Raw genomic sequence first — 13,430 nt, forward strand, 5'->3', positions numbered from 1 at the left:
TTCTCGCCGGAACGGACCTGTGCGGGAGGACGCCCTCCTCGGACGCAACCGATCCTCCTTATCGGGCCGTCGCCGAGGCCCTCTCGCGCAAGCACGGGCGTGCGGGGGAGGTGGACGACGCGGCGCGATCTTCGCGGTGCCGTCGCCGGAGACCTACGAGCTGTGCGTGGTGGTGCAGAAGATGTCTGTGGTGCAGAAGATGTCTGTGGGGCAATGGATGACGTGGGTGCGTCGTCATCTCACCGCCGAAATGTTCCCGGAGTGAGGCGATGTGCGGCTGTGGAAACTGTGCCTTCTGTGGATGAAGCTGTGGAAACTGTGGATAACTCCCGCGCGGAGGCATTTTCACGCGGCGCCGGTGGAGCCGGGAATCGGACGGGTTCCAGTTCTGCGGGGTCGCGGCGGGATGCCGGTGCTCGCTGCATACGCCCCGGCGGCGTGCCAGTATTGACGATGTGAGCTTCTCCGACGTGCCCACCGTCACCGTCTCGGACGTGCCGCCGATCGGCCCCGACGTCGTACTGCTCGACGTACGCGAATCCGACGAATGGGACCTCGGGCACGCTCCCGGGGCTCTGCACATCCCCATGAGCGACGTTCCCGCCCGCCTGGACGAGATCGACATCGACGCCGAGGTGTACGTCGTGTGCCGCCAGGGAGGACGCTCACTCGCCGTCGTCGAATACCTGTCCCACGTCGGCTACGAGGCGATCCAGGTCCACGGCGGAATGGTGTCCTGGCAGCAGAACGGACTGCCCCTCACCGCCGACGGCGACACCCCGGCGAAGATCTATTGATGGCTGCCTACCAGATCTGCGTCCGCTGCGGGCACCGCTGGCCCGTGTCCTGGCAGCCCCGGCAGTGGTGCCCGGGCTGCCGGGGCCTGCTGCTGTCCCCCGACGACACCGCCGCCCCCGTGCCGCCGGGGCGCCGCAACTTCCGCTGGGTCGCACGGCCGCCGCAGACCCGGTCCGCCGCGGACGGCCGCCGGCCCCGGCGCCGGTCCGCGGGACCTACCCCGCACTACCGCGAGGTGCCGCGCTGGGGCCTCGCCGACCCGCGTCCGGTCGACGAACCGACGGAACCGTCGCGGGAGGACACCCTCGCCGACCTCGCCCCGACGCTCCTCGCGGGCGCGGCCGTCGTCTTCGGCCTCGCCGCGGTCGCCGAGGCGATCCGGTACGGGCTGCTGCTGTACAACCGCACGCGCCTCGTGGATCCCCTCGCTCTCGCCGCCTCCGACGCCCTGGTGTGGGCCACCCAGCTGTGCGGACCCGCCGTCGCCCTCGCCGCGGGTGTCGCGGCGACGCTGCGCCTGATCCGGGTGCGGCGACAACTGTTCGCCGCCCGCGGACTCGCCGACCCCCGCGGCCGGCTGTCGCTGCTGCTCGGCTGCCTCGTGCCCGGAGTGAACCTCGCGCTGCCCGGGGTCTTTCTCACCGAGGTCACCGGTCCCGGCGACCCGCGGCTACGACGAGCCGTGCGGACGTGGTGGGTGCTGTGGGTGCTCGGCGGCGTGCTGTTCGTCGTCAACGTGCTGTGGCGGCAGCGGGACGCCCTGCAGGCGCAGGCCGACGGCGTGCTGCTCGCCGCCGTGACCGCGGCCCTCGCCGCGGCCGTCGCCGTCGCGGCCCTGCACGTCGTGCGGCTGTTCGACGACCACGATCTGCGCGGCCGTCCCCGTCGCCTGCCCCGCCGCACCGTGGCGACCGGCCCGAAGCACGAACCCATCGCTCCGATCGAACCGGTCGGCGCCCGCACCGACGAGGTGGTGGCCCCGTGACCGCGGGCTGGGAACCGCGCGTCGTCGCCCACCGGGGGGCCTCCGCCGCCAAGGCCGAGCACACCCTCGCGGCCTACGAACTGGCGCTGCAGGAAGGCGCCGACGGCCTCGAATGCGACGTACGGCTGACCCGCGACGGGCATCTGGTGTGCGTCCACGACCGCACCGTCGACCGCACCTCCAACGGGAGCGGCATGGTGAGCGAGATGACCCTCGCCCAGCTCGAGGAACTCGACTACGGCACCCCCGGCGAGCCGGCGCGGCTGCTGACGCTGCGGCAGCTGATCGAGCTGACGCTCGATTGGACCAGCCGGCCCGTCAAGCTGTTCGTCGAGACGAAGCATCCCGTGCGCTACGGCGGTCTCGTGGAGGCGAAACTCCTCGCCGAACTGGCGCGCTTCCGGCTTGCCACCCCCGCCTCCGCGGACTTCTCCCGCGTCGTCGTGATGTCGTTCTCCGCGGCCGCGGTGTGGCGGGTGCGCAGGTCCGCGCCGCTGCTGCCGACGGTGCTCCTCGGCGACACGTCGCGTTATCTCGGGGGCAGTGCCGCCACCACCGTCGGTGCCACGGCGATCGGCCCGTCGATCTTCACGCTGCGCCAGCATCCCGAACTCGTCGACAAGGCGGCCGCCGCGGGCCGCGCCACCTACTGCTGGACCGTCGACGATCCCGCCGACGTCGACCTGTGTCGCGACCTGGGCGTCGGCTGGGTGGCCACCAACCATCCGGGGCGCACCAAGCTTCGGCTCGGCGCTTCCCGCGGCGTGTAGTTTTGCGCCGTGGCCAAGAAGAGTAAGAGAAACAGCGGACCCAAGCCCGGCGGCAACCGCGCCGCGAAGCTCGAGCAGCGGCGGCTCGCCCGGGAGGCCGAGGCCGCCACGGTCACCCGGCCGTTCGAGGGTCTCGCCCTCGAATGCGACCTGGTGGCCCTGCGCGAATTCGTGCCGTCGGCGGTGTTCCCGTTGCCGACGAGAACCCCCGGCCGGGTCGTCCAGGCGGCCACGGTGCTGCCCGGCGCCGTCGCCGCCCTCGTCCGCGAGGAAGGGGACGAGACCGCCGCGTACATCGGGTTGCAGCTCGCCGCCGCCGGCCCCGACCCGGCCGCCGAACTCGGCGCCGCGCTCGCGTGGGCGCGGGACGCGGAGGCCGGCTCGTCCCTCGCCGTCGCCGAACCCGGGCCGGACCGGCCGCGCCTGCACGACCTGCTCGACGTCGACGTCGTCCCGGCGATCACCGTGCACCGGGACTTCGACTGGTGGATCCCCGAGGGCGTCGAGGTCTCGCCCGACGTCGCGAACACCGTCCGGCACGCCAACGACGCGATCATGCCGTCCGCGCGGCTCGAGGGCGAAGGACTCGTCGCCGCGTGGTGGGTCGACGCCGGGGAGAAGGCGCACCTGCGCTGGGTGCGGCCGGAGGACGAGGACGCGCTGATGGCCGCGCTCTCGCGGGTACACGCCGCGGGCGGGCTGCACCTGGGGGACGGTTCCCGGTTCGCCGGGTCGTTCCGCACCCACGGGCTGCTCGTGCCGGTGTTCGATCTCGATCCGGAGCGGCACCCGGACGAGTGGGTCGCACCCACCGCCGAGTTCGGTGCCCGGCTCGACGAGGCGCTGGCCGTGGACGGGCCGCTCACCGCCGCCGAACGGCGCTCGCGCGACGGCCTGCGCAGCCGTCAGGTCACCCTGCGCTGAACCTGCCCCCGGGGCGAGCGGCACGACAGCCGGAACTGCTTACGACGGCGGCGTGAGCAGTTCCGGCGGGATCTGCTCGTCCCGGGCCAGGGCGTCGAAGAACGGGACGGCCCGCGACCGATCCCACACGAGCACGTTGCCGATCCCGGAGACGTCCTGGAAGCCGCCGACCGGGACGGTGGCGGTCACCGTTTCGCCCCGCATCGCCCATCCGAGCCGGGCCAGGTGCCACATGTGGTCGCCCTCGTCGACCCGCAGCGAACCGGCGACCCCGGAGGCCAGCGACCACATCCGCACCGGATTCAGCAGCGTACTCAGGCCGGTGGCCTTGCTCAGCAGGGCGGACATGAACAACCGCTGGTTGTTCATCCGGTCGAGGTCGGCCAGTGCCGTCGCGCGGGTACGCACGAAGCCGAGGGCCTGCGGACCGGTGAGTTCCTGGCATCCCGCCGGCAGGGAGATTCCCGCCAGCGGATCGTCGATGGCCTGCGGCAGGCACACGTCCACACCGCCGAGGTCGTCGACGATCGAGGCGAAGCCCCCGAACCCGATCTCGGCGTAGTGGTCGATGTGCACCCCGGTGGCGCCCTCGACGGTCTGCACCAGCAGCGACGGGCCGCCCAGCGCGAACGACGCGTTCAGCTTGTCCTGGCCGTGACCGGGGACCGGGACGTACGAATCCCGGGGGAGGGACACCATCGTGGTGGGCCCGCCACCGCTGGGCACGTGGATCAGGATGACGGTGTCGGTGCGGTCCGGACCGGTCTCCCCGCCCGTCGCGAGCTCCTGCTCCTGCTCCGCGCTGAGGCCGGTGCGACTGTCGGAGCCCACCAGCAGCCAGTTGGTCCCCGGGGTGTCGGCGATGCGGTCGGGATAGTCGGCGAGCGCGTCGACGCGGGTGAGCTTGCCGTCGAGGTAGACGGCACCCGCACCGACGAGGGCGATCAGCACGAGCACGACGATCGCGGCGCGGCGCACGACGCGACGGGCGACGCCGGGCCGGCGGCGGGGGGCCGGTTCGGGCGCGGGCGGAGCGGGCCGGCGCCGCGGCGGGGGCGGCGACGGTGGGGGCGGTGACGGCGGGGGAGAGGCCGCGCGGCGCGGCTCGTCGTACCGCTCGGGAGTCTGGGTGGGCGCCCAGTCGCGCGGCTGCCTCGGCGGCTGCCTTGGCGGCTGCTGCCGAGGCGGGGGCGCCGGCGACCGGTACTGCGGGGTGGGCGCCTGCGACCAGGCCTGCTGCGGAGCGGGGGGACGTCCGTCGCGGCGGATGACCTGCGGTCCCTCCGGCGACGGCGGCGGTGCCGGCCGGCCCATCGGTGCCGGTCGGCGCGGCGGCGGCATCTGCGGAGGCTGCCGCGGCGGCCGGGGTCGAGGGTCGGGATGGTCGCCGTTCACGACCTCCCAATGTACGCAGGCCGGGTCAGGGCAGCCAGGACACGTGCCCGCGAAGTGCCTGGTAACCGACAAATGCGACGCTGTCGATCAATGCGTGCGCCACCACCAGCGGCCACAGCTGCGACGTGCGCTGCCAGTACCGGCCGAACACCAGGCCCATCACGACGTTGCCGATCCCGCCTCCGACCCCCTGGTACAGGTGGTAGCTGCCGCGCAGCAGCGCCGACGCGAGCAGCGACGAGTTCTCCGACCAGCCGAGCTGCCGCAGCCGGGTGATCAGATACGCGACGACGAGGACCTCCTCGGCGGCGGAGTTGGCGATCGCCCACAGCACCAGCGCCGGCAGCCGCCACCAGTAGTCCTCGAGGGTGCTCGGGGCGACGGTGAGGTTGAGGCCTGCCGCGCGTGCCACCAGGTACAGGCCGAGACCCGGGATCCCGATGAGGGCCGCCAGCCCCACACCGGGCAGCAGGCCGCGCCGCACCTGGTCCCGGGCGAAACCGATCGCCCTCGGGCCGATGCCGCTGCGCCACAGCAGGTACACCCCGAGCGCCGCCCACGCCAGCAGCCGCACGATGCCGAGCAGCTGCCGGGCCAGGTCGATGAACTGCTGCGACGAGCGGGGAACGTTCAGTGCGACGGTCTGGTCGGACAGCGGCGCCGGCGCCAGCGCCGACTCGAGCAGCGACAGCATCGACGACAGCCCGCTCAGGCCGAACGTGACGAGCAGGACGATGGTGATCTCGATCCACAGCGCGCGCCGGTCCGACGGATCGAGCGGTGCGGCCGGGCGGCGCGGGGGCGGGGTCAGCCAGGTGCGGATCGTCACGGTCGCGATTGTGCCGCGTCGCCGCGGACCGCTCACATCCTGATCCTGATCGCGTGATCGGGCGTGCGAAGGAACTGCTCGGCACAGGCACTATTTCCGAGACCGGGTTCGCGGCTCTCGAGGAGCGCACCCGACGGGCCGCGCGGCCCGACGTGCGCTGTGCGGGGTCCCTCCGGTCGGCCACGGTGGGCACCCATAGCAGCGGGAGTGTCGAAAAACGTTCGCCCCGATAATCATTCGCTGGCGAACTCGGAGTCTATGCTGTCGCCATGCTGCTCATCGGAATCCTTGTATTCGGGATGGTCGTCGGCGCCGCGGCCCAGTTGCTGCTGGGCAGGTCGGCGGGACGGATCGATTGGACCCTCGCCTTCGCTGCCGGGCTCGCCGGGTCGTTCGTAGGCGGGCTGCTCGTCAGTCTCCTGGCCGGCGACGGATTGTCGCTACGACCGAGCGGGATCATCGGCTCGCTCGTGGGGGCGTTGCTCGTCACCGGGGCGGTGGGCTGGTGGCGGGCGCGTTCCGCCACGCCGAAGCCGTGACCCGCGGAGTGCGGGCACGGAGCGGTACAGGCGGTGTGTCTTTCGGGCGGCTGGGGCAGCCCAAAAGGCACACGGGCCGCGGAGCGGCCTGTCACCAGAAGTCGAGTGCCTCCGCGAGCGCGGTGGACTGGGCGTGGGTGGGCCGCTGCGCACCGTCGACGGCGTAGACGGTGGTGCCGACGGTCGCGACGACGAGACCGTGCCGGGCGACGCCCAACGGTGGCAGCTCGGACCAGGTGCCGGTGATCAGGTCGAACGCTTCGACGTCGGCGAGGACGCGGGTGGGTTCCTCGCCCCCGGCGGCGACGATGCGGCCGTCGAGATGGGTGACGCCGAGCCCGCCGCGCGGGGTGGGCATGTCGGGTAGCGCGGTCCAGGTGTCGGTGCCGGGGTCGTACCGTTCGACGGTGGCGACGTTCTTGTCGGCGGCCAGGTCCCGGCCGCCCACCGCGTAGGCGTAGGTGCCGTCGGTGGTGGCCGCGAGGTGCTCGCGTGGGGTGGGCAGGTCGGCGACGGTGCTCCAGCTGCTGCCGTCGTACACGTCGGTGGTGGTGAGGAGGGTGTCGTCGGCCTGGCCGCCGAACACGTAGATCCGGTCCCCGATGGTGACGGCGGCCCCGGCGGCACGGGCCTGCGGCATGGCGGGCAGTTCGGCCCACTCGCCGCCGCGCAGCGCGAACACCCGATCGGACGGCCGCGCGGTGAGATCGGCGCCCTCCGGCACCCATCCACCGAGCACCACCAGTTCGTCCGCATACTCGACGGCCATCGCGTGGTTGAGCGGAAGAGGGAGATCGGGTCCCACCTTCCACGTGTCGATCGCCGGGTCGTAGCCCTCGACCCGGGCCGTGGACCCGTTGTTGTCGAGACCGCCGAGAACCCACACGGTGCCGTCGGCGACGGCGGCCGCGGTCTGCTGGCGGGCGGTCGGGGCGTCACGCAGCTGCCGCCACGCCGGGCCGGGCTGGACGCGGCGCGGCGGGATCTGCAGCGCCTCGGTGACGGAGGTCGACTCGGCGTGGGTGGGTTCGGTGGCGCCGTCGATGGCGTAGACGGTGTCGCCGACCGCGCCGAGGGCCAGCCCGTGCCGCGGCGTCCGCAGGTCCGGTAGCTCGGACCAGGTGCCGGTGGTCAGGTCGAACGCTTCGACGTCGGCGAGGACGCGGGTGGGTTCCTCGCCGCCGGCGGCGACGATGCGGCCGTCGATGTAGGTGGCGCCGAGCCCGCCGCGCGGGGTGGGCATGTCGGGCAGGGCGGTCCACGATCCAGTGGTGGGGTCGAAGCGTTCGACGGTGGCGACGTTCTTGTCGGCGGCCAGGTCCCGGCCGCCGAGCGCGTAGGCGTAGGTGCCGTCGGTCGCGGCCGCGAGGTGCTCGCGTGGCGTGGGGATGTCGGCGACTGTGCTCCAGGCGGTGCCGTCGAACACGTCGGTGGGACGGATCAGGGTGTCGTCGGCCTGGCCGCCGAACACGTAGATCCGGTCCCCGATGGTGACGGCGGCCCCGGCGGCACGGGCGCGGGGCATCGGCGGCATCTCCACCCATTCGCCGTTGCGGACGGCGAAGACCCGGTTCGACGCGGTGGCGGTGAGGTCGGGTCCGTCCGGGATCCAGCCGCCGAGGACGACGGGCACGCCGTCCCACGTGACGGCCATCGCGTGGTTGAGCGGGATCGGCAGGTCCGGTCCGGCCTTCCAGGTGTCGATGGCCGGGTCGTAGCCCTCGTGAGCGGGGGAGGAGCCGGAGTCGTCCAGGCCGCCGAACACCCACACGGTGCCGTCGGCGACGGTGGCGGCGGTCTGCTGGCGGGCGGTGGGCGCGTCCCGCAGCGGTCGCCAACCGGCGGTCGGGGCGACCTCGGTGGTCTCGCCCGCCGCGGCGGTCCCGGCGTCGCCGGCCTGCCGGGTCGCCACGAAGACGGCCGTGGCCGCGACGGCGAGCAGCGCGACGGCGAGCACGGCGAGCAGCACCGGCAGCCGCGCGGTTCGTCGCGCGGGTGACTCGCCCGGACGCGGCGGACCGGACGACGGGGGCCCGGACCGCGGTGGGGGGCCGGACGACGGTGGTGGGCCGTTCGGTCGGGGTGGGGCGGACCCCGGGGAGACCGCGGTGACCGTGGCAGGCGCGGCTGTGCCGGGCCCGGTACCGCCGGGGCCGGTGCTGCCGGGCCCGGCTGTGACAGGTCCGACGAGAGGGTGCCGGCCCGTCGGCTGGTCGTGGAACCGCGACTCGCCCGGCAGGGCCATGTCGTCGACGTGACGGCCGTGCCGGGCCTGGACCTGCTGCAACTCGCGGCCGAAGTCGGCGGCCGTGGCGGGCCGGCGGGCCGGATCCACCGACATGGCGTGCTCGATGGCGGTGCACACGTCGTCGGGGATGCCGTGGGGGCGCAGATCCGGGATGGGCTGGCTGGTGATGCGCAGGAACTGGGCGATGATCTCCTCGCCCGTGCGTCGCTCGAACGCGGCGCGGCCGGTGATGAGGGCGAACATGGCGGCGCCGAGGCCGTAGATGTCCGAGGCGGGGGTGGGGGGTTTGCCCTCGAGCACCTCGGGGGCGGTGAACGCGAGCGATCCGGTGAAGGCGCCGGTGGCGGTTTCGAAACCGCCGGCGATGCGGGCGATACCGAAGTCGGTGAGCTGTGGCTCGCCGTACTCGGTGACGAGGATGTTGGCGGGCTTGACGTCGCGGTGCAGGGTGCCGGCGCGGTGGGCGGTCTCGAGGGCGCCGGCGAGCTTGACCCCGACGCGCACGACGTCCCACCACGGCATCGGACCGTCGCGGCGGACCCGCACCGCGAGCGAGTCGTTGGGGTGGTACGGCATCACGATGTAGGGCCTGCCGGTGGAGGTGACGCCCACCTGGAGGATGTTGACGATGTTCGGGTGGCCGGACAGTCCGCCCATCGCGAAGCCCTCGCGCAGGAACCGTTCGCGGTTCTCGGCGTCGAGGTCGGAGGAGAGCACCTTGATCGCGACGGTGCGTCCGAGGGAGCGTTGCCGGCACCGATAGACCACACCGAAGCCGCCTCGGCCGACGACGAGGGCATCGTCGAATCCCGCCGCGGCGAGTTCGGCCGCGATCCCCTGCCCGGCGGGACGGGTGGCTTCCGGATCGAAATCGGCCATGATTCGCGGCTTTCGACATGCGACGCACTGCTGACTCGAGGATACCGCCGAAGCGGGCGGGAAGATCAGTGCCTGGCGCGCAGCCCGTTGGCGAAGGGGCAGCCGACGAGGCGGCGCAGGGCGCGGCCGAGGGACTCGGCGTCGTCGGCGGGTTCGGGGAACGGAATCCGCACGTCGTGGTCGCCGTGACCGGACTCGAGCCGCAGGCGCAGGCCGTAGCGGTCCAGGCCGAGGGGCCGGATGCGGCCACGCCGCTCGGCGGCGGGAATGTGCCGGGCGATGCGGTGGACGAGGTCGCCGTGGTCCTGCTCGAGGTGCTCGAGCCAGGCGGACTCGACGGCGGCGAACGGGTCCGGGGCGGCGGCGAGGACGTCGGCGACCTCGACGGCCTCGGCGCCGGTGGTGTCGGCGGCGACGACGGATGTGAGCCGCAGACGCAGCAGTTCGGCGCGGTGCCCGACGTCGAGCAGCGCGGGGTGCGGGAGGGTCGCGGCGATGTCGGCGGCGAGCCGCCGGGGCTCGGCGACGGTGTGTGCGGTGCCGCGGAGCCAGATGAGCGAGCGGACGGGGTTGCGCAGGCGCAGCGGCGAATGGTCGGTCAGCTCGAGCACGGCGTGCAGACCCGCGGCGCCCCGTTGCCAGGTCAGCGCGACGGCGGCACAGTCGTCGGGGACGACGACGAGCAGGTCGCCGTCGCTGTGCAGGTGGTGCAGCACCGTGGTCACGGGCGCGGCTCCGTCGGTAGCGAGTACGGCAGAGCCGGTGGCGAGCACGGCGGAGCCGGCACGGACGATGGCGGTGCGGACGGTCTCGGCGGTCGAGGGTGCGGGAAGGGCGGTGGTGGCCGGCATCGGATCCTCCTCGATTAGTAGGTGAGGCAAACCTAAGTCATGGTGACCGGGGTCGCAACCTCCCGGCGACTAACCTGAGGAGGTGCCCATCCCGCTCACGCTCGGAATGCCGCCGTCCCGCGAGGAGCCCCGCGGCCTGCTCACCGCCCTGCTCACCCGCCGGCACCCGACCCTCGCCGACGCACTCGCCGCCCCCGCCCACACCGCGATCGGCGACCCCGTCGTGCCGGTGTCCGCGCTGACCGAGGCCTTCGCCGGGAGCGCCGCCACGCTGCGGATCGTCGGTGAACTCGACGTCGCACCCGAACGCCTGTCCGGCCTGCACCCGGTCCCGGTCCGCTACCAGCTCGACTGCCCCGCGGAAGAGCTCGACGTGGCGCTCGCGATCGCCGTCCCCGCCCCCCTGACCGTCTACGTCGACGCCGGTGACCTGCCCGAGACGGCCCGCGCGCTCGTCGGTGCCGGGCACAGCCCCGGCCTGCCCCCCGGGCGCGAGGCGGGGGAGGTCGCCGACTTCCTGTCCGTCCTCGCCCACGCCGGCACCGGCTTCGCCGCGCGCGCCCGCGACGCCGGCGAGGTGCTCGCCCTGCTCGCCGCCACCGTCGCCGCCCTGCGCGGCGACGATGTGCGCGCCGCGCTCGCCGCACCCGACCCCGCCCGGCTGACCCGGCTGATCCCCGAGGCCGCGGCCGCGGTGCGCGAGATCCTGCTCGCCGTCGAGGTCGACGACCCGCCGGCCGTCGCGCGGGACCTCGCCGGCCTCGGCCTGCCGCCGCGATGATTCCGTTTGCCGGGACGACGTTTGCCGGGACGACGTTTGCCGTGACGACAGGGTCCGGACGAATTCGGTGCGTACCCTTCTAGGCGTGCCACGCATCGCCTACTTCGGTCCCACCGGAACCTTCACGGAGATGGCCCTCGCCCGGTTCGAGGATGCCGGAACCTTCGACGGTCCGGTCGAGCGGGTGTCGGCCGCCAGCCCGCCCGCGGCGCTGCAACTCGTGCGCGACGGCGCGGTCGACGCTGCCGTGGTGCCGATCGAGAGCTCGGTGGAGGGTTCCGTGCCCCCCACGATGGATGCCCTCGCGGTGGGCCCGCGCCTGCAGATCGTGGCCGAGACCGAGCTGGACGTGGCCTTCACCGTCGTGGCCCGGCCCGGCGTCACGCTCGGCGAGGCCCGCACCGTGCACGCCTATCCGGTGGCCGCCGCACAGGTGCGCCAGTGGATCGCCGACCACATGCCGCAGGCCGAGGTGGTGACCGCCTCGTCCAACGCCGGGGCCGCCGAGGACGTCGCGGCCGGCAAGGCCGACGCGGGCGTGTCCACCGCGCTGGCCGGGCAGCGACTCGGCCTGCAGGTCCTCGCCGACAGCGTCGCCGATCACTCCGGCGCCCGCACCCGCTTCGTGCTGGCCACCCGGCCCGCCGCCACCCCGGCCCGCACCGGCGTCGACCGCACCTCGGTGATCCTGCAGCTGCCCAACGAGCCGGGCTCCCTCGTGCGGGCCATGACCGAGTTCGCCACCCGCGGCATCGACCTCACCCGGATCGAGTCCCGTCCCACCCGTCAGGAATACGGGACCTACTTCTTTCACTTGGACTGTGTCGGCCACATCGACGACGCGCTCGTCGCCGAGGCGCTCAAGGCGCTGCACCGCTTCGCGCAGGTGCGGTTCCTCGGCTCCTGGGCGGCGGTGTCCCAGCACGGTGTGGCCCCGGTGTCGGACGAAGAGGATGCGCGGTGGCTGCAACGGCTGCGGCGCGGGGAGGAAGAGCGTTGAGCGGCCGATTGATCCTGGTGCGGCACGGACAGACGGTGGCGAACGTCGCGCGTCGCCTCGACACCAAACTGCCGGGCGCCGAACTGACCGAGCTCGGCGTCGCGCAGGCCCGCACCCTCGGGCGGGGGTTCGCGCAGCAGCCGCCGACGGCATTGTTCGCCTCGCAGGCCCTGCGCGCCCGGCAGACCGCCGAGCACGTCGAACTCGCCGCGCGGGTGCCCACCGTCGTCCGCGAAGGCCTGCACGAGGTGCAGGTCGGGGAGCTCGAGGACCGCAGCGACGAGGAATCCCACACGCTGTTCATGAAGGTGTACGAGTCCTGGCACACCGGCGACCTGCGCGACCGGGTGCCGGGCGGTGAATCGGGCATGGACGTCCTGGACCGCTACCTGCCGGTGGTCGAGTCGGTGCGGGCCGACTATCTCGACAGCGGATCGGGGGACGTCGTGGTGGTCAGCCACGGTGCCGCGATCCGCCTCGTCGCCGCCCACCTCGGCCGGGTGCCGGGCAGCTTCGCGACCAGCAACCACCTCGCCAACACCGAGAGCGTCGAGCTGGTCCCGCTGCCGGGTGGCGGCTGGGAGTGCGTCCGCTGGGGCACCTTCCAGGGGCCGTTCCACGACACCGGGCGCGCCGGCGCCGACGATCCGATGGGCTGAGTTCGCCCCCACCGTCCGCCCTGGAAGCGCCCGGACGCGGAGGCGTCCCGGGTGCTGCCGGCGCACGGGTATCCTCGAGCCGTCCGAACGTAGCGATCGATAGGTTGGGTACGGCACATGGGAACTTCCACCGACGGCACCGTCGCGGACGGTGTCGCTGGGCCGGACTGGCGACGTCTCGAGCCGATGGAGCTGACTCCCATCCTCTCCGCGGCGCTCGATGCGTTCTACGAGACCGGGTTCCACGGCACCTCCGTGCGGGAGATCGCCCGCCGGGTGGGCGTCACCGTGCCCGCCCTGTACTACCACCACGAGAACAAGGAAGGCCTGCTCATCGCGCTGCTCGAGCTCTCGACGAGTGACGTGATGGCGCGCGCCTACGCCGCGGACGCCGACGGCGGCGACGACCCGGTGCAGCGGCTCGCCAATGCCGTCGAGGCGATCGTGCTGCGCATGACGAACCGTCCCCGACTCGCCGCGCTCGAGGGCGAGGTGCGCTACCTCAGTCCCGAGAACCGGCAGCGTTACCGCGCGGTGCGCAAGGAGATCGAGAAGCTCGTCCTCGAGATCGTCGAGGACGGGACCCGGCGCGGGGTGTTCGACGTCGAGGACCCGGCCGAGACCACCCGCGCGCTGCTGGGCATGTGCCAGTCCATCCCGCGGTGGTATCACCGCGAGGGCTCCCTGACTCCGGAAGAGGTGGCGCGCAAGTACGTCGCGATCGCCCTCAAGACGGTCGGCGCCACCCCCGCCTCGACGGCCTGACGGGCCG

Annotated in this window: 13 protein-coding genes; 9 read left to right on the forward strand and 4 right to left on the reverse strand. The window is 73.3% G+C overall.

Features of this window, described 5'->3' with window-relative positions:
• Positions 1-455: 455 nt before the first annotated feature.
• Genes QNA09_RS25055 through QNA09_RS25070 form a run of 4 tightly spaced genes read left to right on the forward strand, consistent with a single transcriptional unit; the run spans position 456 to position 3,477 of the window.
• Positions 456-797, forward strand: a complete 342-nt coding sequence (locus tag QNA09_RS25055; RefSeq protein ID WP_017682051.1) for a rhodanese-like domain-containing protein — start codon at positions 456-458, stop codon at positions 795-797.
• Positions 797-1,783 (forward strand): DUF4328 domain-containing protein, encoded by a 987-nt coding sequence (locus QNA09_RS25060; protein WP_308072138.1) that lies wholly within the window; start codon positions 797-799, stop codon positions 1,781-1,783. The genes QNA09_RS25055 and QNA09_RS25060 overlap by 1 nt, the downstream gene beginning before the upstream one ends.
• A complete protein-coding gene (locus QNA09_RS25065) occupies positions 1,780-2,553 on the forward strand; it encodes a glycerophosphodiester phosphodiesterase (protein WP_040271399.1) in 774 nt (257 codons plus the stop codon). The genes QNA09_RS25060 and QNA09_RS25065 overlap by 4 nt, the downstream gene beginning before the upstream one ends.
• 9 nt (positions 2,554-2,562) lie before the next feature.
• Positions 2,563-3,477: a DUF5926 family protein gene (locus tag QNA09_RS25070; protein ID WP_048773841.1), complete on the forward strand. Its 915-nt coding sequence runs from the start codon at positions 2,563-2,565 to the stop codon at positions 3,475-3,477.
• A 39-nt stretch (positions 3,478-3,516) separates the two neighbouring features.
• On the opposite strand, the gene QNA09_RS25075 is transcribed toward QNA09_RS25070, so the two are convergent.
• The gene (locus QNA09_RS25075; RefSeq protein WP_302070232.1) at positions 3,517-4,818 is read right to left on the reverse strand and encodes an LCP family protein; all 1,302 of its coding nucleotides are present in this window, start codon (positions 4,816-4,818) and stop codon (positions 3,517-3,519) included.
• Between the two features lie 79 nt (positions 4,819-4,897).
• Entirely contained in the window at positions 4,898-5,701 is an 804-nt protein-coding gene (locus QNA09_RS25080) for a CPBP family intramembrane glutamic endopeptidase (RefSeq protein WP_026137967.1), read from the reverse strand.
• 269 nt (positions 5,702-5,970) lie between these two features.
• On the opposite strand from QNA09_RS25080, the gene QNA09_RS25085 reads away from it, so the two are divergent.
• Positions 5,971-6,240: a hypothetical protein gene (locus QNA09_RS25085; RefSeq protein WP_006944638.1), complete on the forward strand. Its 270-nt coding sequence runs from the start codon at positions 5,971-5,973 to the stop codon at positions 6,238-6,240.
• A 91-nt stretch (positions 6,241-6,331) separates the two neighbouring features.
• Here the strand turns inward: QNA09_RS25085 and QNA09_RS25090 are convergent, their stop codons facing one another.
• Both QNA09_RS25090 and QNA09_RS25095 read right to left on the reverse strand, forming a co-directional pair.
• A complete protein-coding gene (locus QNA09_RS25090) occupies positions 6,332-9,367 on the reverse strand; it encodes a kelch repeat-containing protein (protein WP_203011337.1) in 3,036 nt (1,011 codons plus the stop codon).
• Positions 9,368-9,432: 65 nt separating this feature from the next.
• A complete protein-coding gene (locus QNA09_RS25095) occupies positions 9,433-10,218 on the reverse strand; it encodes a DUF2470 domain-containing protein (RefSeq protein WP_203011338.1) in 786 nt (261 codons plus the stop codon).
• 106 nt (positions 10,219-10,324) lie between these two features.
• On the opposite strand from QNA09_RS25095, the gene QNA09_RS25100 reads away from it, so the two are divergent.
• The 4 genes from QNA09_RS25100 (at position 10,325) to QNA09_RS25115 (ending at position 13,423) form a co-directional block, all read left to right on the forward strand.
• Positions 10,325-10,999, forward strand: coding sequence for a hypothetical protein (locus tag QNA09_RS25100; RefSeq protein ID WP_374121877.1), 675 nt, complete (start codon positions 10,325-10,327; stop codon positions 10,997-10,999).
• A gap of 85 nt (positions 11,000-11,084) precedes the next feature.
• The gene (gene pheA / locus QNA09_RS25105) at positions 11,085-11,999 is read left to right on the forward strand and encodes a prephenate dehydratase (protein ID WP_119699296.1); all 915 of its coding nucleotides are present in this window, start codon (positions 11,085-11,087) and stop codon (positions 11,997-11,999) included.
• Complete coding sequence (locus QNA09_RS25110) at positions 11,996-12,658, forward strand: histidine phosphatase family protein (RefSeq protein WP_059174809.1); 663 nt, start codon at positions 11,996-11,998, stop codon at positions 12,656-12,658. The genes pheA and QNA09_RS25110 overlap by 4 nt, the downstream gene beginning before the upstream one ends.
• 117 nt (positions 12,659-12,775) lie before the next feature.
• Positions 12,776-13,423 carry a TetR/AcrR family transcriptional regulator gene (locus QNA09_RS25115; protein ID WP_017681565.1) on the forward strand — a complete coding sequence of 216 codons (648 nt, stop codon included), beginning with the start codon at positions 12,776-12,778 and terminating at the stop codon, positions 13,421-13,423.
• The last annotated feature ends 7 nt before the right edge of the window (positions 13,424-13,430 follow it).

It is taken from the genome of Rhodococcus sp. AH-ZY2 (assembly GCF_030916465.1).
Classification (GTDB): Bacteria; Actinomycetota; Actinomycetes; order Mycobacteriales; family Mycobacteriaceae; genus Rhodococcus; species Rhodococcus ruber.